This window comes from Flavobacterium salmonis, assembly GCF_903819435.1.
GTDB lineage: Bacteria > Bacteroidota > Bacteroidia > Flavobacteriales > Flavobacteriaceae > Flavobacterium > Flavobacterium chungangense.
In genome coordinates this window covers 23,663-42,077 of record NZ_CAIJDP010000070.1, presented here as the reverse complement: position 1 = coordinate 42,077, position 18,415 = coordinate 23,663, and the positions used below count along the sequence as shown (strand labels likewise).

The following is an 18,415-nucleotide window of genomic DNA, read 5'->3' as shown; positions in this document are numbered from 1 at the left end:
GATTTGAGTACTGATTTTCTTTTGTAATAATAAGATTGTTATATTAGCTGAAATAAATTTCAGGTGTTCTTGATACAAAGTCCACTTTAGTATATGGAATTGTAGTTGTTTTTATGGCTGTTATGTAATTCAATCATTAATATGAAATATCGAAAGCTCAGTTATCTGTTTATTATAAAAATTTGTTGTATTATCTTTTTTGGATTTTGCTTTTGGTATTTAAATAATATTATAACCAATCTGTATAATTTTCAGGTTGATCAAAATTTAAGGCATAATAGTATTGGCGCTACGGAGATGCAAAAAATACAACTTAAAATTGCTGGCTCTGAAGCTAAAAGAAGTTTTTCAACTTTTTTGTCTTATTTTTTTATCTTATTTGTATTTGCATGTTTAATATTTAGTTTTATTAAATCTAAAGTTGATAAGGAAAATGAAAGGCTGGATACAGAAGAGTTAATGCAGAAGTAATACATTATAATCCTGCAGAGGCTCAAGTTGTGTTTAATGTATGTGATTATATAAACAGCAATTATAGAAATTACGAAGAAGATATACTGTTTTTTGTAATGTTGCAGTTGAGCCATTGTGGTAAACGAATAGCGTTGCAAACGCTTCGATTAGTGTTTTAAAGTAAACAGGTGCTCGTTTGCAAACATAAATTAAAAGAATTGTGGTAGCGTTTGCAACGCGGTAAACTAAGACATCAGTCATACAAACGAAAAAAATATATCTGAAACAATAAACAATGTCAGAAAAGTATATAGTAATAGACAGTACAGTTTTAATCTGGTGCTCGTTTGCAACGAGTACCTACATAAATTAAAAGGACGGTGGTAGCGTTTGTAACGCGGCTAACTAATAAAACAGTCATAACAAACGAAAAAAATATATCTGAAACAATAAACAATGTCAGAAAAGTACAAAGTAATAGACAGTACAGTTCCCACTTTTATAACAATAACAGTAGTTGACTGGGTAGATTTATTTATAAGATCTGTTTATTGTGACATTTTAGACGAATCATTAAATTATTGTATCAAAGAAAAGGGGCTAAGTGTTCACGCTTATGTGTATATGAGCAGTCACATTCATTTAATTGTAACTGCACCCGATGGTGAGTTGCAAAACATTGTGCGTGATTTTAAAAAATTTACCTCAAAAAAAATAATCGAAGCCATAAAAGAGCATCCGGAAAGCAGGGGTGAATGGCTTTTGCGAAAATTTAGTTTTGAAGCAGTCACAACAGGAAGAGCAAAAAACTATAAACTTTGGCAAGATGGATTTCATCCGGTTATATTGGATACATTAGAAAAAATAGAACAGAGAATAAAATACATACATTATAATCCTGTAGAGGCTCAGATTGTTTTTCATGAACGTGATTATATAAACAGCAGTTATAGAAATTACGAAGAAGATAATGCTGTGTTTTGTAATGTTGCAATTGAACCATTATGGTAAAGAAGTCGCGTTGCAAACGCTTCAATTTGTGTTTGAAGTAAGTAGGTACTCGTTGCAAACGAGCACCAGATTACGTTATAATAAACGAAATATCTGAAACAAGAAAAACGATTTTTGGCAAGTATAATGTAATAGACAGGCGCTCTGTTTATAAAGGCACTCAAATTTGGTAAGGAATAATTATATATTAAGAGAATAAAATATAGCGTTTGAAACGCGACTCTAACTAGACAAATCTACCAATTTTGATAATGAAATCTCCAAAGCATTAGCGATTTCCAGTAAAGTATAAAGTGTTGGGTTGACTTTTCCATTTTCCAGTTTTTCAATTGCCTGGCGGTCTTTATTGCATGCTCTGGCGAGGTCAGATTGACTCCAGCCTTTTTGTTCACGGAAATCAATAATCCGTTTATTTCTTTTTTAGTTTATCTCGTGTCATAACCCAAAAAAAATATTAGCTAATTTACTGACTGTCATATAAAAAGTTGACAAGTTGTTTTTTTATTTGATTTACATTTGTTTTATAATTGTATGACAAATGGCAAATTCAAGAAAACTCAAAATTCATACGAAATATCAGGCCAGAACTTATGGCAGTACAACTATACCCGAAATCAGGTTAGAAGGCAAATGGTTAGAAAAACTGGGTTTCAGGAAAGGGCAAATCGTAAACATTGAACAAAAGAAAAACAAGCTGACTATTACTATAGATAAAGAACAAAAATAATTTTAGAATTATTTGCTGTTGTTATTATTTAGTGTTAAAATTTAATCTTCCCAACCGCAAAGCGTTAATCCATATCCCTGTGCCTGAGATTCAGAAACTTTAGTTAATACATGTCGACAAGCCGTTAAGCCACGGCAGTTTTCTTTATAATGATATTTTTTTGCACCGGTTGGTCCGCATATAAATACTTGTGTTGGCGGAGGGCAAAAAGAAGAAAAACAAATAAACAGCAGGAGTAGGGTATATTTCATTTGGGGATTATTTATTTGACAATTAATTGATATTCGTTTCCTTTTTTATCAGTTGCTTTTAACTTTCCATAAGAGATCCATTCGGTGTTGATTTCAATATCTGCGATGCTGTCGTTCATTAAAATTCCGGCACCACATTTTCCTTCAACATTTATATTTCCAAAAACGGAATCGCCTTTTACATTTATTCCCTTTACATTATAATTGTATTCATAATGTCCTGAATTTCCTGTTCTATATTCGTATTGATAAGTTTCATCAACATGATAAGTTTTGGCTTCTTCGGGGGTAATTGTTTTTCGGTCATCTGCCGTAATTACTTTTTTGTAAAAGGAATTAATGTGTGGAGGAGGAGCATCGGCTTTTTTACAGGAAAGAGCTAAAAGGATTATAAATAATAAGATTAGGTAGTTTTTTAGCACAGGCATTTTTATTTTGAATGGTTAAACTTTAAAATTTATTTTTCCTGATTCATTGCGTCATCAATTTTGCCAGATAAAAAGATATTTCCCAAAATGCCAATGCCTATTGTTTTTGTTTTTCCTTCGAAAGTTACATTTGTTGTTGAAAAAAGAACATAATTAGATGAAGAAACCATATTATCAACCATCATGTTTATCATTGATTTTGCGAAAACATTTCCCATTGTATTTCCAGCTTTAGACCATTCGTTATTTTGATTTGTATTTTTTTCATTCATTTGTTTTTCAAGAAATACATTCATTTTTAATTTTACTTCTTCCTTATGTTTCTCAGTTCCGGGATTTGATAATGCTGCAATTAATGCAAATAAACAAAGTCCAATAATTACATAATGTTTTGTTTTCATACGTTATAGTTTTTTAGGAGATAGATAATTCTTTGATTTATTTTTAATGTCTGTGATAAATCTAATTAGAATAATTTTTTTAGAAATAAGTACTAATACCTGATTCTATTCAGTTTCGTAAAGTGCAATTGTTTCTAATAATTCCTTTTCAAATTGATAAATATCGTCAATAGATGAAATGGGTAATTTGGTTTCGGTTTTGTTTTCGTTAAATAAGCTGATGTATTTTTTTCCTCCGTTTAGATGTAATCTGCATAAAGGTTTACGATTGTTATCATCCAATAATATTCCAAAATAAGATTGTGTGTCGCGATGTACGATTCGGTTCGTTGGTAATTTTCTGCGTAAAATAGCAACCACTATACGATATCCGTCAAGTTCTTCCTCGGTCGTAATAATTTTATTATCATCTTCGATTATTACAATTTCTTCATCCTGCTGCTTAATTGTTTCTTTGGTCAACGCAGCATTTAATCGGTCATTAATTTTGTCGTTTATGTATTGACTGATCGATTTCTGAACTAAATCCTTAAATTCATCGACTACTTTTTCAGTAAGTCTTCCTGTGTAAACCTTACCAGCAAAAAGTTTAGTAAAATCATTCGAAGGACTTTCTAATTCGGCATTGATTTGTTTCTTAATTTCTTTGATATATTTTAAAGAACTGGCATTGCTTACAATATTATCTACATCGAAATTGGCTTTATGAAACTTCGCTATTTCGTTGATTGTATTTTCTTTTAAATTAGTAATATCAAATTCTAAAAATGGTTTTTCATCCATTTTATTCTGATCATCCAAATCAGTAAAAAACTGATAATGGATGCCATTGGTTAAAAGTGCAAATCGGGTTTTGGTCACATGAAAATAGCGGAATAGCTGTGAATTATGAATCGTTAGTTTTTCTTTCCAGCTTTTGCATTCCACAATTATGATAGGTTCTCCGTTTTGAAAAATAGCATAATCTACTTTTTCTCCCTTTTTAAGACCTAAATCGGCTGTAAATTCAGGTACAACTTCGAGTGGATTAAAAGCATCATATCCGAGAACATGTATAAATGGCAATACAAAAGCATGCTTTGTAGATTCTTCGGTCTCAATTTTGTTTTTTAACTGATTGATTTTATCTGCTAATGATTTAAGTTGAATATTGATTTCCATTGGTTTTGGTTTAAATTAATAATTCAAATGTAAAACCAATAAGAATCAGTATTTTATGGAAAACCGTAAAGTGAGAGAAGTTTTTGAAACTTTTATAAACAGAAAAAGAGGACAATAGAATTCCTCTTTTAAATTGTTTATTGTGAAGTATTATTCTTTATTCAAAATAAAATCTTTAATAATTTTATCTGTGTTCGAAGGCAGATCAGCACTTTTAATTTCAAAATGTTTGATGTTCATTTCTGTTAGCCATTTGCTCCAATAGGCTTTAATGACTTTTTCTTCGTAAGGATTATTTTTACCAGGGTTTATGCCAAGGACTAAAACTTCCAGATTCGATAAATCATTGTCAATTTTGATAAAACCAAAATTCTCACTTTCAAATTTTTTCTGCCAGTCATTTGTATTGAGTTCATTTTGTTTAATTAGCTGAGGTGTTAAATAGCTCGACAGAGTACCGTTTTTGATTTGTGTTCCTTCATAAAACATATAACCGTCGGTCAAAATAACCAGAATGTTTCTATACCCTTTATCAATACATTGATCTTGAACTTTGCTGTCGAAAAAATTCCAAATATCAGATCCGATATAGTTATCATCTTTAATTGCCGAATCGTATATTTTTGCTGTTTTTGAAGCATAGTTACCACTTATCGAGTTCAGTAAATCCTTTGAAGCATTATCTTTATCAACTTTAATTTTTAATTCATTTGCAATCGAATTAATTTCAGGGCTTTCCGGTTCCGGATTAAAAAACAGCTGCATTTTGTCATCAATCTGCCTTATTCTTTTTGATTTTAGATGTTGTGTAAAAGCTTCTGAAACCGATTTAATATATCCTAAATCCCTTTGATAATACTCCATTGTTGAATTTGGATTTTTTTTGAGACTAATTCGATCTGATAAATCTAAAAGGATACTGATATTGTAATTTTCTGCAACAGGATTTTTATGTACCGTTTCTTTTTCTCCATTTTTGTTTTCTTCTTTGCATGAAAGAAACAAAATCAATACTAATGAAGGTAGTACTTTTTGTAAAATATTTTTCATTTAATTAGTTTTTAGAATATACCAAATGTTGGAAATCAGGATCAGCTAAGTTTAATTTGTTGAGGTGTTCTTCAGAATGAAATTCACAGTTTTCCAGAAGTTCTGTTTTTTCTTTATGAGCCAAAGCAATCTCTGTGTTTATTGCCTGAAACCATCCTTCTTTGTATTGGTGGTGATAATGAAGATATTCTTTTACTGGAAAAACAAAACCGTCTATTTTTGATTGTAGCTCTGAATTTTTTCCGTTTAGAGTAACAATCTGTTGTTTGAAATCGTTGATTTTATTGATGTAATCTGCTTTTATTTTTTCCAGGGTAATTAAATTCTCTTTTTTACCCCGGATGAAAGCTCTTATTTTATCGATGTTTTCGAATTCTTTCATTACAAAATCAAATACAAGGCCCCAGATGATGTACACCACAAATCCGGCAAATATGATCATCCAAAACTCAGCTTCACCCAAAGCGATGTTCAAATTGTATGGAGCAGAATCGGTTGTTTTATTAAACTCATATATCTTTTTTTCTATTTGATAAGCGAGTAAAGCATCAAATAAGAAGGTGATAACAAATAAGGACATCATTCTTAAAACATTTTTTATGCCTTTTCCTTTTTGAACCATATGAATTACATAACCTAAACCCATAAATACAAAAGGAATTGTTACGACCAAAACACCTTCAAGCCAGCTCGCTTTAAAAGCATTTGTAAAAGCATCGGCATCAAAAATCGCAGCTGTTAAACTATCATTTGAAAATTCTTTGAAAAAAGCAGAATACGAAGCCGAAATATAAAAGACTAATACGTAGAGTGTAATAGGAAGCAGTAAAAACAAACCGATGTAAAATTGCGCTTTTAAACCTTTGCCATCTTCGATACCGTATTTGTCAGGATTACTTTTGACTTCAATAATCTCGTTTTTGATCTCGTCGATAGTATGGTTGATATCCTGTTCTTTTTTTTCGAAAATGCCAATAGCAGCTTCATACTTTTTAAGTTCAGTTCTGTTTTTTTCCTGTTCTTCGCGGTAAGGCTGTTTTAATCTGTCCTGTTCCATTTTTTGCTTTCGGCACTGATCTTCAAAACTCATATATAAATTTTGAAGACATGCTTTTAAAACAATTGGTTTGCCTGTTGCTTTTATCGAAGCTGCGAAACCGCTTTGATAGTACGTAATTCTTATTTGTTCTCTGTCTTCTTCATTTTCTTCAAAAGATTTAGAAGAAGAATCTTCAGTTTTTTTTAAACTAAATAATTGTGAAAGTGTTTTCATGGTTTAAGCATTTAGTTGACTAATAATTTCTTCTTTACCAATGTTTTTCTGTACACACTCAATGAGATAATCAGATAAATCATTGATGTTTTCTTCAACGAAATCAAATTTTCGGCAATACTTTCTGAGCATGTTCAATTCGTCATCGGTTATTTTTTCATCTGCCCAGATAATTCTGGTTAGGTCATACAGGTATTCAATCTTTGTATTTAAGGCTTCCGGTACTGTGAATTCAATATTGACAGGATTAAGGAAAAGTTTATCCAATTCTTCTTTCGGAATTCCTCTTTCATCTGCAAAATGATAAAGCATCTGAAGTTCTAATACATTAAATTGATCGTCTGATAATGCCATTTGATATAATCTCAAAAAATGGCTTTTTAGTTCTAGTGTTATCATGATTCTGATATTCTTTTGATTGGTTTATTTAATAAGTCTTTCAGCAATTTCTTCCTGATCAATTATTATTTGAGAAGGGAGAATCATTTGTATTTTATCGTTAATAGGATTCTTAAAAACCGTAAAGTTTCCTCTGCAATTTTTGTATCGAAACCAAAATGTCTTTAATCCATTGATAAAACCTTCTTTTTGAGTTGTTTCAAATACATAATTGGAACAGGATTTTTTAAAAATGCATTTTTTCCTTTTAGATGGCGGAATAGTTTTCCAATACATTTTAATAACAAATAGTATTAAATGTTTCATCTATTTTTGAAAGACAATTAAATGAGTGAAAAGGGTTTGAGCAGGTCTTGCCCCAAATCCAAAACATCCTAGTTCTGCATGGACAAAAGTTGTTATGTTTTCCACGCGGACATATTGCCATTCTTTTTCAGTATAATGTTTAATCAAACTTTCTAACTGTTCTGCGATTTGTGCTGAAGAATTTTTCTTTAGATCGATTGAAGCTGCAAATGGTACTACTTTATATTCCATAATTTTTTTGGTTTTAATTAATATTTAAATTGATTTAATAATTCAAACTTAAACCTATTTAAATCCAGTGTTTTACGGAAAACCATAATCGAGGTATTTTAAATTGCAGTCATAAAAAAAAGCCCCGAAAGAGCTTTTAAAGATTAATATCATACTACAATGAGATTTAAATAATCCCCATATCCTTAGTAATAGAAACCAGATGAACGGTATTATTTGCCTTAAAAAAGTCTTTGAGTTTAGACAGTCTTTTCTCAATGGCACTTTTACTGTTGGGTTTGATATCTGAAGTTTTAAAAATTTCTATGATTTCATCTTGTGAAGTGCCTCCAGCTAAATGTTTTAGGATTTGAATGTCCACATCGTCTATTTCGTAGTTGTTTTTTTCCTGCAAGGCAGAAGCAACTTCTGGGGAAATGTATTTTTGATCTGAGGTCGAAATAATGCTAATTGCTTTCTTTAATTCTTCAATACTGTTTAAACCTTTTAGAACAAAAGCATCAATTCCGGGATTATCAAAAAGGGATTTAATTCGGTAACTTTTATCTTCGACAGAATAGGCAATGATTTTAATATCAGGCTGCAATTCACGTACTTTTTGAATTAGTTCGTCTCCATTGGCAATTTTTACTTCACGATGATCTGTCTTGAATGAAAGATCGCTGATTAATAAATTGTAAGGTTCATTGTCCTGAATGGCTCTACGTATTTTTAGAAACGCTTCGTCACAATATTTTGAATGTTGAAAATTGACAATATTTAAATCTTTCAGGACTTGTTCTATTCCTAAATTGATGGCGTCAATGTCTTCGGCTATTAATACTTTTTTAAACATATAAAATTATTTAGGCATGGATATTTTTACTTTAAAACCTCTATCAGGTTCAGTTTCAAAAGTAATGGTTCCTTTTGTAGACAGAATACGGTTTTCCATATTTTGCAAACCATTTTTTATAATTTTATTTTGATCACAGCCTTTTCCGTTATCCGTATAGTCTATAAATATTTTTTTTGGACTGTTATCAAATTTTATGACTACTATTGATGCCTCACTATGTTTTTTCATATTTACCATTAATTCCTGTAAAATGCGGTAAATGGTAATCTTCTTTATTTTATCAATATCATTCCAATTGATTTTTTCGATACTATTTATAATGACATTTCTGGTATCAAGGTTGTAAGTCGAAAGTGTTTCTTTTAAGTTAGCTGAATAATTTGTTTCGGTATCAATATCATTATTCTCTCTCGAAATTCCCCGGACACGTGAGTAAATATGATCCAGTTTCTTAATTAAGGTTTCTTTTCTATTGTCACTTTCTAAGGGTTGTGTTTGAGTAAAAGTTATGGCATTAAAAACATCATTTGCCAGTTCATCATGAATGTCTTTGGCAATTCTGGTTTCGGTATCGTAGGCGGTTTTTATTTTTTCGATTCGGTTTCGGTTTTGATAAAATTTTCTCAAGTATAACAACAAAAGACAAAGAGATGTAATTCCGATTATAAAAAATATTCTTTGATATTTTGCTTCCTGAAGTGATAATTGATTTTCTGCTTTTTCTAAACGCAATTTTTGGTTTTCGTCTTTCTCTTTTTTAGAATCGTATTTTATTTTGGCAAATTTGTTTTTATAATTGTTTCTTATTTTAATTATGCTATCGTTTAGTGTGATATATTTTTGTGCATACTTTGTTCCTGAGCCATTAGCTATTAAAAAAGATAAAGCTTTCAAACGTTCATCAATACTATTGAATTTTGTAGCCGTTTGATATGCATATTGAGCATAGTGAATTGATTTTTTGACATCGATTTTTAAATAATATTCAGAGAGGTGTAAATTACTTTCAATATATCCATAAGGATCATCTATCCTATTTTTTGATTCCAAACTTTGTTGCATCAATAGGAGTCCTTTTTTACTCCATCCTTTTTTAAAATAAGCAAAACCTAAATTATCTGTTACGCGTGATTTGCTGGCTGGATCTTCATCAATAATTTTTTTGTTTAATATAAATTCTAAAATATGAATTGCTTTATCATATTCTTTTTGTTGAATATAAACTACGGCAATATTATTTAAAGGAGATTGTTTTGATATTTCATCTGTACAGTCTTTTATAGCTTCTTTATAATAATAAATAGCATCGTGATAAAGAGAAAGTTCTTTATCAGCAATTCCGAAAAAGTTATTGATTGAAGCACTGTAAATATTTTTGTTCTTAATATAAGGTAATGCTTCTGTCAGGGTTTCTTTACTGCCATAATAATCTCCGTTTATTTGCTGTATCGAAGCCATTTGGATAAGATTATAAACAATGTTGGCACTATCTTTTATTGTTTCAAATGCAATTTTTGATTTATTAAAATTATAAAAAGCAGTATTGAACTTTTTATCCTGAAAGCTTGTTATTCCTTTATTTCGAAGTAATACTGCTTCCTTTTTAACAGATTCGTTCGTGACAGGTTTAGTTATTTCTTCTTTGCAGGAAAGTAGAAATGCACAAAGAAGCAAACAAAAAAACGGGGATCGTAGCATAAAACTTACTTTCTCCGAAATTAGTAATTAATTGCAGATTAAATTATTTAATCAATTATTATTTTGGTTGTGGCGGTGGTACTTTAATAGGATCATCACCTGGTCCATCGGCATAAGTTGGTACTACTGCTTTTTTTGTATTAGTTTCATATTCGTCGGTAGTGCAAGAGAATAATGTAGTTGCCAATAGGGCAAATGTTCCCAATAAAAATAATTTTTTCATGCTTTCAGAGCTTTTTAAAATTTAAAATAAAATATTTCTAAGGGGTAATTTATAGAAAAAACGGTTCATTTTGTTAATAGAAAAGAAAACATATTTCGCTGTTAATTTATGATGGTATTAATTATGTCTACTGTTAAAACTTTTCTTTTGAAAGTTAGTAATGCCTTTTTTAAACGATTTCATTCTTTGGATATAAGAGTCATTATTTTGAAAGGAAAGGATAAATAGATAAGATTGTAATATAAAAACGGGGATCGCAGTATAAACTTACTTTCCCCGAAATTAATTATGATTAAGATTTTAGTATACCATTATTTTGTTGGCGGCGGTGGAACTTTTATAGGTAAATCTCCAGGTCCATCAGCATAAGTTGGAGCTATTTCTTTTTTTGTTTGAGTTTCATATTCGTCGGCAGTGCAGGAGAATAATGTAGTTGTCAATAGGGCAAATATTCCCAATAAAAATAATTTTTTCATGATTTTGTGAATTAAAAATTGATATAGGTATTGCTGTCCGGATTCTGTCCGGATCTTGTTTGGCAATACCAAATTTTGGTTGGGAAGTGAAGTGCGTAGAACTATAAAATTTTATTTATACTTCCCGGATAAAGTCCGTTTTACGGTTTTCCGCACTTATAATTGAACTAGTTTTGTACATTTGTTTTAGCCTGCAGATCAAAACGTTAACTTGATTCTGAGGCAAAGTAACAACCGTTGTAAACGTGAATTGATACGGAATTCCGGGATATACTAACTTTCCTGAGAATTCCGAAAAATCATGAAAAATCCGAGAAATAATCCTGAAAAATCCTGAAGGCCTATGAAAAAAAATACTCAAGAAGAAATTGAAAATGGTTATAAAGAAGCTATTAGAAATAAATACAGAGCTGAAAAAGTTGAAGGGATACATTCACATTATTTAAATAATCCATCACAAGCACTTTTAAGAGACCTCTGCTGGGAAATTTTTAATTCAAATCCTAAACCTGATGATTTAGCTGTTTATCGTAATTTTTTTAAGTTTGATTTTAATTCAAAAGAGGAAAATATTTCAACCCCATACACTGATAAGTTTAAAAAAGTGGGTGCTTTTCTTCGAGGAGATAAGGAGCCAGCAAAAATTACCACAATAGAATTAGCTGCAATTCTTGTCAATTATGAATTTCGACCATTTAAAAAATTTAGTAAAGAGGTATGGATTCAAATAGATAATTCTGTTGAAGAAACTCTTAAACCTATAAAAAACCCTCATCTACCCGAAGTGATTTTTATAAAAAATGATGATAACGAAGAGTTTGAAAAGAGTAATGGAATTAAAGAGGAAAGGGCCATTCCAGAAGAAAATCTAAATGAAGATTTATGGGAAGAAGAAAATTTAGATAAAACAGCATTTTCGAATGAAGAGAATATTTTAACTGTAGATGAAATTTTAATAGAAGCTCCGGAAGAAGAGATTTTAAAAGAAATTAAAACGACGAAACAGGCTATTAAACCATTAGAATTTTTTTTAGGTTTTAAAAAAGAATTACCTCAGGAAAAAATTGATAAAACAAATCGAAATAAATGGATCCGGACAGGAGTAGTTTCTTTTCTTGTAGTTTTAGGTTGGTATTATTTTCCTGAGAAAAAAGAATGTATGCAATGGACAAGCGACCATTATGAAATTGTAGATTGTGATTTAAAAAAAGAAGGTTTCATACCTGCAAATGCAATCGAAGTCTTGGATCCTGGTCTTGTTAATCTAAAAAAAATTACCATTTGCGATACCACAACTTGTTTTGATAAAAATGGAGTAGCAATTATTTGGTATGCAAAGACAGCAAACGGAGTTGACTTTTTTAATTCACACGGAATGCATCCTGAAAATAATAAGCCATTAAAACCCGTCACTCAATATATTATTGATAAATATGTAAAATAATATTTTACTGAATTTGCTGAAATAACTGTGGAAATCATGAAAAAATTATATAATGAAATATAAGATATTAAATACCAACAGTTCAAAAACTATTATCCTAATCAGAATTATGGTTGGAATAGTCTTTCTTTCAGAGGGCATTCAAAAATTTCTATTCGCTGATAGTTTAGGAAGCTGACGATTTGCAAAAATAGGACTCCCTTCGCCTGAATTTTTAGGAAGTCTTGTTGGTCTTTTTGAGATAATTTGTGGGGTATTAATTTTATTGGGCTTAATTACAAGACTCGCCAGTATTCCCCTTATTGTAATTATGCTTGTTGCAATCTCAACAACAAAAACAGAAATCTTAATCAATGACGGATTTTGGAAAATGATGCACGAAAGCAGAACGGACTGGGCAATGCTTTTAGGAAATATTTTTCTTTTCATAAACGGTGGCGGTTTCTGGTCGCTAGACAAAAAAATAATGAGAAATTAAATGTTGATTTAAAAATATTGTGAATCTTAAACAGGAGTTACGAAGCAGAGAACTTGTCGCAGCTTAAAGATAGTTGGAAATAATCAGGTTAAAATTAACTCATAAACACAATCTCCTGAGAATTTAGTTCAGGAGTTTTTTTGTTTTATTCTTTAGGTATTTAACATAAAATTACGATTTTAGTATATAAACGGCAATTATGTAAGTTATTTTGAAAATTATGAAACAGATTTGAATTACATCGAATGTAATTTCGTAAATATAAATCAAACATAATTTTTAAAACAAACAAACATGAAAACGAGAAATTTTTTATACGTATTAGCACTAAGTTTTGGATTATTCGCAGCAACATCTTGCAGTAATGAAGATAATGAAGGAGAAACAATAGTACCAATTCAGGGAAAATATGAACTAAGCAAAGTGGGAACAGCAGATTCGAACGGGAATGAAGTTTTAGTTAATGCTCCACAAAATGCAAGTGGATGTAGTAAAGATTATTTAGAACTAAAACTGAGTAATGTAGCAGTTATAGGGGATTATAGCGGCGAGAGTTGTAACAAAACTGAAACAACAGGAACCTACGTAAGATCTCATAATGATTTAACGATTACTATTGGTACTGCCAGTACAACCAGCGATATCATGAATCTTACTAATAAAGAGCTGAAATTAAAAGACAAAGCTACTGGTATTATCACAGTTTATACCAGATAATGACCTAAGTAGGAAATCTGATTCTTTAGAATTGGAATTAAAAACGGAAATAGCTGATAAAGTTATTTCCGTTTTTTTTGCTTTAGTTTGAAGGAAATTTAGGGTACTACATCTATTAGGATTTTAACGGAATTATCATTTTAATTTGTATTTTCGTTTTGCCGATAATCGGTTGAAATTAAAAGAATTCTAAAAGAGGAGTAATCTTTACAATATGAACAATAATACAATTGACAGTTTAAAAGAGGCATTAAAGCATTCTCCGGAAAACACACCATTACGATTTCTCTTAGCCGAGACCTTGCTAACTTTAAACAGACTGGAAGAAGCAGAAACAGAATATCTTACACTTTTAAGGAGTACAAACGATGTTAAAGCAAAAGTAGGACTTGCAACTACTTTCTTTAAAAAGGGAAGTTACTCAGCCTGTAATGTAATTTTGGAAGAAGTCATTGAGAAAGGGATTCAGGATGTAAACGTATTTGCATTGTATGCCAAAGGACTTTTAAAAGAAAATTCAATTGGAAAGGCAGTTGAAACCTATAAAAGAGCACTGGCAATTGATCCTAAATTTTTTGATGAAGAGTTAGATAATCAACTTAGATTAAAGGGCAGCAATGAAGTAATTGAATCAGATGAGGAAATAGACAGCAGATTTCTGGAAAAACCAACGGTTAATTTTGCTGATGTTGGCGGAATGGAATTTGTTAAAAAAGAAATCGAGCTAAAAATCATCAAGCCATTGCAGCATCCTGAACTTTATAAAGCATACGGAAAGAAAATAGGAGGAGGCATTTTACTTTACGGACCTCCAGGCTGCGGAAAAACATATATTGCAAAAGCAACAGCCGGACAGGTAAACGCAAAGTTTATAAGTGTTGGACTGAATGATATTTTGGATATGTGGATTGGCAGCAGCGAAAAAAATCTGCATGATATATTTGAACTAGCCCGAGAAAATACACCTTGCGTCTTATTTATAGATGAAATTGACGCTCTGGGCGCAAGCAGAAGCGACATGAAACAATCAAGCGGACGCCACTTAATCAATCAGTTTCTGCAAGAGTTAGATGGAATAGATAATAATAATGAAGGCATATTGGTACTTGGAGCAACAAATACCCCCTGGAATTTAGACCCCGCTTTCAGAAGACCTGGCCGTTTTGACAGAATCGTTTTTGTTCCGCCACCGGATGAAGCTTCGAGAGAATCAATTCTAAAGCTTAAACTAACCAATAAGCCGACAGAAGCAATTGATTATAGCAGTATTTCAAAAAAGACAGAAAATTTTTCAGGAGCAGATATTGAAGCCATTATTGATATTGCTATTGAAGAAAAATTAGAATCTTCTTTTGAGGATGGTATTCCAAAACCAATTAGTACAAAGGATTTACAAAATGCAATCAAAAAACACAAAGCCAGTACACAGGAGTGGTTTATGACTGCGAAAAATTTTGCCATGTTCGCAAATGATTCAGGATTGTATGATGATATTCTAACGTATTTAAAAATTAAAAAATAACATGTCAGAAGATCATAGAATAGCAAAGGTTACTATTTTAATTCAACAGAAAAAATACGCAGAGGCTGAAAAAGTATTGAAAGATTTAATTTCAGGCGACGTCAATAATATTTACTTTTTGTCATTGCTGGCAGAAGTTAATTTGCAACAGGACAAATTTGATACAGCCAAAACTATAATCGAAAACGCAATTGGTTTAGCACCAGATGAGCCTCATTTGTTTTATGTAAAGTCGAGAATTGCCATTCAGCAGGACGACTATAATGAAGGGGAAAAAAACATCTTGCAGGCAATAACGTTAGATCCTTATGATGCAGATTATTTTGCTTTTATGGCAAACATTAAGTTAGCTCGCAAACAATATGAAGAGGCCTTGGAATTTGCCAATAAAGCTTTAGAGATTGATTCTGAAAACTTATTAGGACTAAACACCAGAAGTACTGCTTTACTAAAATTGGACAGAAGTGAAGAATCATTTAATACCATCGAAGGCGCTTTAAGAGAAGACCCTAATAATACTTATACACATGCCAATTATGGCTGGAGTTTATTAGAAAAAGGAGATAATAAAAAGGCACTGAAGCACTTTAACGAAGCATTGAAAAGCGACCCTAATTTTCCTTATGCACAATCAGGAATGCTTGAAGCCATAAAAGCTTCTAATCCTGTATATAGAGGTTACTTAAAATATTCATTTTGGATGGGTAATTTAACGGCCAAGTATCAATGGGGAGTTATAATTGGGTTTTATTTTGGAGTTAAATTGCTTAGAAATTTAGCAGATAATAATGTCAGTCTTCAGCCGTATTTAAATCCTCTAATAATTGTTTTGGCTTTGTTTGCCTATTCCACCTGGGTTATAACGCCAATCGGAAATTTATTTCTCCGTTTCAATAAATACGGACAATTACTGCTCAGTAATGAGCAAAAACAAAGTTCTAATTTTGTTGCTTTAGGTTTAGCCATATTTGCTGTTGGTCTCTTGTTTTATTTTGTTTTACCGGATGAAAGATTTTTATCAGTAGCCGTTTTTGGGTGTGCGATGATGCTGCCTTGCAGTGTGATGTTTTCCCCAACAAAATACAAAAATTCACTATTAGTGTATACTATTGTTATGGCGGTTATAGGTCTTGTTGCAATAGCGTTAACTTTTATGACAGGAGATATATTTAATATGGCGTCAGTAATTTTTCTATTTGGATTTATAGGTTTTCAGTGGGCTGCTAATTTCCTTTTAATCAGACAAAGTAATCGTTAATAAATTAAATTCCTGCTGCTAAGCTATGAACCGGGTTTAGGTTTTTAGACTACCGGAAGTTTTTTGTAAAATGTATAAAAAGAAACATGAAAGTTATAGTAAGTGGAGAATATAATAACGATTTGCGGATTCAATTTTCACAAGGTACCTGGAATGTTACCTTTTTTACTCTTTTTGAAAATCAAAAGGTGGTTAGTGTAGATTTTCCAAGAGATCCCACATTGTTCAGGTTATCAATAAGGTATGATTCTGAAAATTATTATTTAGAAAATATATTGTATACTTCTAATCCAAATTTAGATAATTTGAAGTTTCATTTCTACAAGGAAAATAGTCGTATTTTTTGTCGGATAGAGTCAGAAATTGTTATAGAATTAAATAAAGAAATCGTGTTAAATCCGCTTGCAAGTGACTTAAAAGAGTTAAAAAATATAATGGAAAATTTTCAGAAAGATTCAGAAATCAGCTAATTAACTAAAAGCGATAACTATGGAAGATAAAAAAAATCACTCAGAGAACTCAGTTTCACGTGATGTAACACCTAAGGTGACAGGAATTGGGGGTATTTTCTTTTTTTCTGACAATCCACAGGAAACAAAAGACTGGTATGCCAAAAATTTAGGATTTGAAATCAGCGAATGGGGCACATCAGGGTTTGAATCCAGAAACATGGAAAGGCCTGATGAAATAAACACTCTTCAATGGAGCCCTTTCAAAAAAGGAGATGCATATTTTTCTCCATCTAAAAAAGATTTTATGATCAATTACCGTGTTCAGAATATTGAAGGATTAGTAAATCAACTGAAAGAAAACGGTGTAACCATACTGGATGATATTGTAACATATGACTATGGGAAATTTGTGCATATCATGGATTCAGAAGGTAATAAAATTGAATTATGGGAGCCTGCTTAGAATAAAAAGAAAAGAATTTACTCCTTTGATTATATTATTTGCTAAGAAAATAATAATTTAATTTTAAAGTTAAAAAGAACCCTCTCAGATTTAATTCTGAGAGGGTTCTTTTTTAAATTAAAGATATTTTAGTTAATCTTAGTTTCCTGAGTAATTTGGGCAGCCAAAACATTTACGTGCCATATTAAACTGATATGTTAATGATAGTTCATAAACACCTCCTGTTCTTCCTATTTTAGTAGTATTCAAATCATATGAAAGCCCTAATCGTAAATTTTCGTATTGCAGTCCGGTGAAAAAATTAACAGAAGTCAGTAATTCATTATTCATTCCATTTTTAGCAGGATTGGTAACGAAAGTTGTTCCGAAAAACATTTTTTCGAATAAAATAGAAGCTCCCATATCCAGTCGGTTATATCGCCCTTGCTGCATATAATTTGATGTGACAAACATTTTGGTTTCATATGGAAGAAACAATACGTCAATATAATCAGCTACTAGAAATTCATACCCGCTGCTTAGCGAGAAAAAAGTATTTAAAGGCAGATTTCCGTTAGCACTCAGAGCGATATTAGGTCTGTTGAGGTGTTTCATTGAAAGTCCAATCCAGAGATCATCAGTGTTAAAAACCATACCTGCAGATACATCAAAAAAAGTAACCCTGTCGTTGGCCAGTAAAGGATCTATTGAAGTCGCATTATTAGGTCCGCCTATATTAATCTGATCTTCCAGTAATAAATTACCAAATGCAAATGATTTTAATCCAAATCCTGCTTCGATACCCGGTCTGAATGTCCAGGTATCATTAATCCTCACCCTGTAGGCATAATTGGCATTGACTTGTGTAAAATTGTAATTAGTTGCGTTTTCCCTTTGGTTTAAAATGTTCAAGCCAATTCCGCTATTAAGGTTATCACTCCAGGTATTTACAAAGGCATAATCTGTGTCAACACTTAAATCTAATTCTGGCCATTGTTCACGATGAATGATTCCGGCGTAGGTAGTTTCCATAAAACCTGTGAAACCAGCATTTAGGGTTTCGGGAACTAAAAAGTATTGTGTAAAAATAGGATCTTGTGCTCTTGTTTTGGTATAAAAACAACATGTTATTAATATAACAAATAATAATTTTAATCTCATTTTTTAATCTGTTGT

25 protein-coding genes are annotated in these 18,415 nt (G+C 31.2%); 10 read left to right on the top strand and 15 right to left on the bottom strand.

The window, feature by feature from the left end:
- Positions 1-141: 141 nt before the first annotated feature.
- Together FLACHUCJ7_RS13090 and FLACHUCJ7_RS13085 are read left to right on the top strand one after the other, a co-directional pair.
- Positions 142-471: a hypothetical protein gene (locus tag FLACHUCJ7_RS13090; protein WP_219634093.1), complete on the top strand. Its 330-nt coding sequence runs from the start codon at positions 142-144 to the stop codon at positions 469-471.
- 438 nt (positions 472-909) lie between these two features.
- Positions 910-1,464, top strand: a complete 555-nt coding sequence (locus FLACHUCJ7_RS13085) for an REP-associated tyrosine transposase (protein ID WP_180909183.1) — start codon at positions 910-912, stop codon at positions 1,462-1,464.
- 222 nt (positions 1,465-1,686) lie between these two features.
- Here the strand turns inward: FLACHUCJ7_RS13085 and FLACHUCJ7_RS13080 are convergent, their stop codons facing one another.
- Positions 1,687-1,866: a helix-turn-helix transcriptional regulator gene (locus FLACHUCJ7_RS13080; RefSeq protein ID WP_230408824.1), complete on the bottom strand. Its 180-nt coding sequence runs from the start codon at positions 1,864-1,866 to the stop codon at positions 1,687-1,689.
- 136 nt (positions 1,867-2,002) lie between these two features.
- Here FLACHUCJ7_RS13080 and FLACHUCJ7_RS13075 point away from each other — a divergent pair, with 136 nt between their 5' ends.
- The gene (locus FLACHUCJ7_RS13075) at positions 2,003-2,191 is read left to right on the top strand and encodes a SymE family type I addiction module toxin (protein WP_180909182.1); all 189 of its coding nucleotides are present in this window, start codon (positions 2,003-2,005) and stop codon (positions 2,189-2,191) included.
- 41 nt (positions 2,192-2,232) lie between these two features.
- Here the strand turns inward: FLACHUCJ7_RS13075 and FLACHUCJ7_RS13070 are convergent, their stop codons facing one another.
- The 13 genes from FLACHUCJ7_RS13070 to FLACHUCJ7_RS13010 form a co-directional block, all read right to left on the bottom strand.
- A complete protein-coding gene (locus tag FLACHUCJ7_RS13070; protein WP_031457366.1) occupies positions 2,233-2,442 on the bottom strand; it encodes a hypothetical protein in 210 nt (69 codons plus the stop codon).
- Positions 2,443-2,453: 11 nt separating this feature from the next.
- Positions 2,454-2,870, bottom strand: coding sequence for a hypothetical protein (locus FLACHUCJ7_RS13065; RefSeq protein ID WP_051872975.1), 417 nt, complete (start codon positions 2,868-2,870; stop codon positions 2,454-2,456).
- Positions 2,871-2,899: 29 nt separating this feature from the next.
- A complete protein-coding gene (locus tag FLACHUCJ7_RS13060) occupies positions 2,900-3,271 on the bottom strand; it encodes a DUF4359 domain-containing protein (RefSeq protein WP_078225991.1) in 372 nt (123 codons plus the stop codon).
- Between the two features lie 105 nt (positions 3,272-3,376).
- A complete protein-coding gene (locus FLACHUCJ7_RS13055; protein ID WP_078225992.1) occupies positions 3,377-4,432 on the bottom strand; it encodes a type I restriction endonuclease in 1,056 nt (351 codons plus the stop codon).
- Positions 4,433-4,582: 150 nt separating this feature from the next.
- Complete coding sequence (locus tag FLACHUCJ7_RS13050; RefSeq protein ID WP_180909181.1) at positions 4,583-5,482, bottom strand: hypothetical protein; 900 nt, start codon at positions 5,480-5,482, stop codon at positions 4,583-4,585.
- Positions 5,483-5,486: 4 nt separating this feature from the next.
- Positions 5,487-6,755, bottom strand: coding sequence for a sugar ABC transporter permease (locus FLACHUCJ7_RS13045; protein ID WP_078225994.1), 1,269 nt, complete (start codon positions 6,753-6,755; stop codon positions 5,487-5,489).
- Positions 6,756-6,758: 3 nt separating this feature from the next.
- Positions 6,759-7,154 (bottom strand): hypothetical protein, encoded by a 396-nt coding sequence (locus FLACHUCJ7_RS13040; RefSeq protein ID WP_031457372.1) that lies wholly within the window; start codon positions 7,152-7,154, stop codon positions 6,759-6,761.
- Between the two features lie 24 nt (positions 7,155-7,178).
- On the bottom strand, positions 7,179-7,460 hold the full coding sequence (gene yidD / locus FLACHUCJ7_RS13035; protein ID WP_180909180.1) for a membrane protein insertion efficiency factor YidD: 282 nt from the start codon (positions 7,458-7,460) through the stop codon (positions 7,179-7,181).
- On the bottom strand, positions 7,461-7,691 hold the full coding sequence (locus tag FLACHUCJ7_RS13030; protein WP_180909179.1) for a hypothetical protein: 231 nt from the start codon (positions 7,689-7,691) through the stop codon (positions 7,461-7,463).
- Positions 7,692-7,857: 166 nt separating this feature from the next.
- A complete protein-coding gene (locus tag FLACHUCJ7_RS13025; RefSeq protein ID WP_180909178.1) occupies positions 7,858-8,526 on the bottom strand; it encodes a response regulator transcription factor in 669 nt (222 codons plus the stop codon).
- 6 nt (positions 8,527-8,532) lie between these two features.
- A complete protein-coding gene (locus FLACHUCJ7_RS13020) occupies positions 8,533-10,227 on the bottom strand; it encodes a tetratricopeptide repeat-containing sensor histidine kinase (RefSeq protein ID WP_078226000.1) in 1,695 nt (564 codons plus the stop codon).
- A 58-nt stretch (positions 10,228-10,285) separates the two neighbouring features.
- Positions 10,286-10,432 carry a hypothetical protein gene (locus FLACHUCJ7_RS13015; protein WP_180909196.1) on the bottom strand — a complete coding sequence of 49 codons (147 nt, stop codon included), beginning with the start codon at positions 10,430-10,432 and terminating at the stop codon, positions 10,286-10,288.
- Positions 10,433-10,761: 329 nt separating this feature from the next.
- The gene (locus tag FLACHUCJ7_RS13010; protein ID WP_180909177.1) at positions 10,762-10,926 is read right to left on the bottom strand and encodes a hypothetical protein; all 165 of its coding nucleotides are present in this window, start codon (positions 10,924-10,926) and stop codon (positions 10,762-10,764) included.
- 343 nt (positions 10,927-11,269) lie between these two features.
- On the opposite strand from FLACHUCJ7_RS13010, the gene FLACHUCJ7_RS13005 reads away from it, so the two are divergent.
- The 7 genes from FLACHUCJ7_RS13005 to FLACHUCJ7_RS12975 all read left to right on the top strand — a co-directional run bounded on the left by FLACHUCJ7_RS13005 (position 11,270) and on the right by FLACHUCJ7_RS12975 (position 17,260).
- On the top strand, positions 11,270-12,370 hold the full coding sequence (locus tag FLACHUCJ7_RS13005) for a hypothetical protein (RefSeq protein ID WP_180909176.1): 1,101 nt from the start codon (positions 11,270-11,272) through the stop codon (positions 12,368-12,370).
- 190 nt (positions 12,371-12,560) lie between these two features.
- Positions 12,561-12,848 carry a DoxX family protein gene (locus tag FLACHUCJ7_RS25365; protein WP_317170915.1) on the top strand — a complete coding sequence of 96 codons (288 nt, stop codon included), beginning with the start codon at positions 12,561-12,563 and terminating at the stop codon, positions 12,846-12,848.
- Positions 12,849-13,142: 294 nt separating this feature from the next.
- A complete protein-coding gene (locus tag FLACHUCJ7_RS12995) occupies positions 13,143-13,565 on the top strand; it encodes a lipocalin family protein (RefSeq protein ID WP_031457380.1) in 423 nt (140 codons plus the stop codon).
- Between the two features lie 214 nt (positions 13,566-13,779).
- Positions 13,780-15,087, top strand: coding sequence for an AAA family ATPase (locus FLACHUCJ7_RS12990; RefSeq protein WP_180909175.1), 1,308 nt, complete (start codon positions 13,780-13,782; stop codon positions 15,085-15,087).
- Between the two features lies 1 nt (position 15,088).
- Positions 15,089-16,345, top strand: coding sequence for a tetratricopeptide repeat protein (locus FLACHUCJ7_RS12985; RefSeq protein ID WP_078226004.1), 1,257 nt, complete (start codon positions 15,089-15,091; stop codon positions 16,343-16,345).
- A gap of 86 nt (positions 16,346-16,431) precedes the next feature.
- Positions 16,432-16,815 (top strand): hypothetical protein, encoded by a 384-nt coding sequence (locus tag FLACHUCJ7_RS12980; RefSeq protein WP_078226005.1) that lies wholly within the window; start codon positions 16,432-16,434, stop codon positions 16,813-16,815.
- 19 nt (positions 16,816-16,834) lie between these two features.
- Positions 16,835-17,260 carry a VOC family protein gene (locus FLACHUCJ7_RS12975; RefSeq protein WP_180909174.1) on the top strand — a complete coding sequence of 142 codons (426 nt, stop codon included), beginning with the start codon at positions 16,835-16,837 and terminating at the stop codon, positions 17,258-17,260.
- A 138-nt stretch (positions 17,261-17,398) separates the two neighbouring features.
- On the opposite strand, the gene FLACHUCJ7_RS12970 is transcribed toward FLACHUCJ7_RS12975, so the two are convergent.
- Positions 17,399-18,400: a PorP/SprF family type IX secretion system membrane protein gene (locus tag FLACHUCJ7_RS12970; protein ID WP_180909173.1), complete on the bottom strand. Its 1,002-nt coding sequence runs from the start codon at positions 18,398-18,400 to the stop codon at positions 17,399-17,401.
- Positions 18,401-18,415 lie beyond the last annotated feature (15 nt).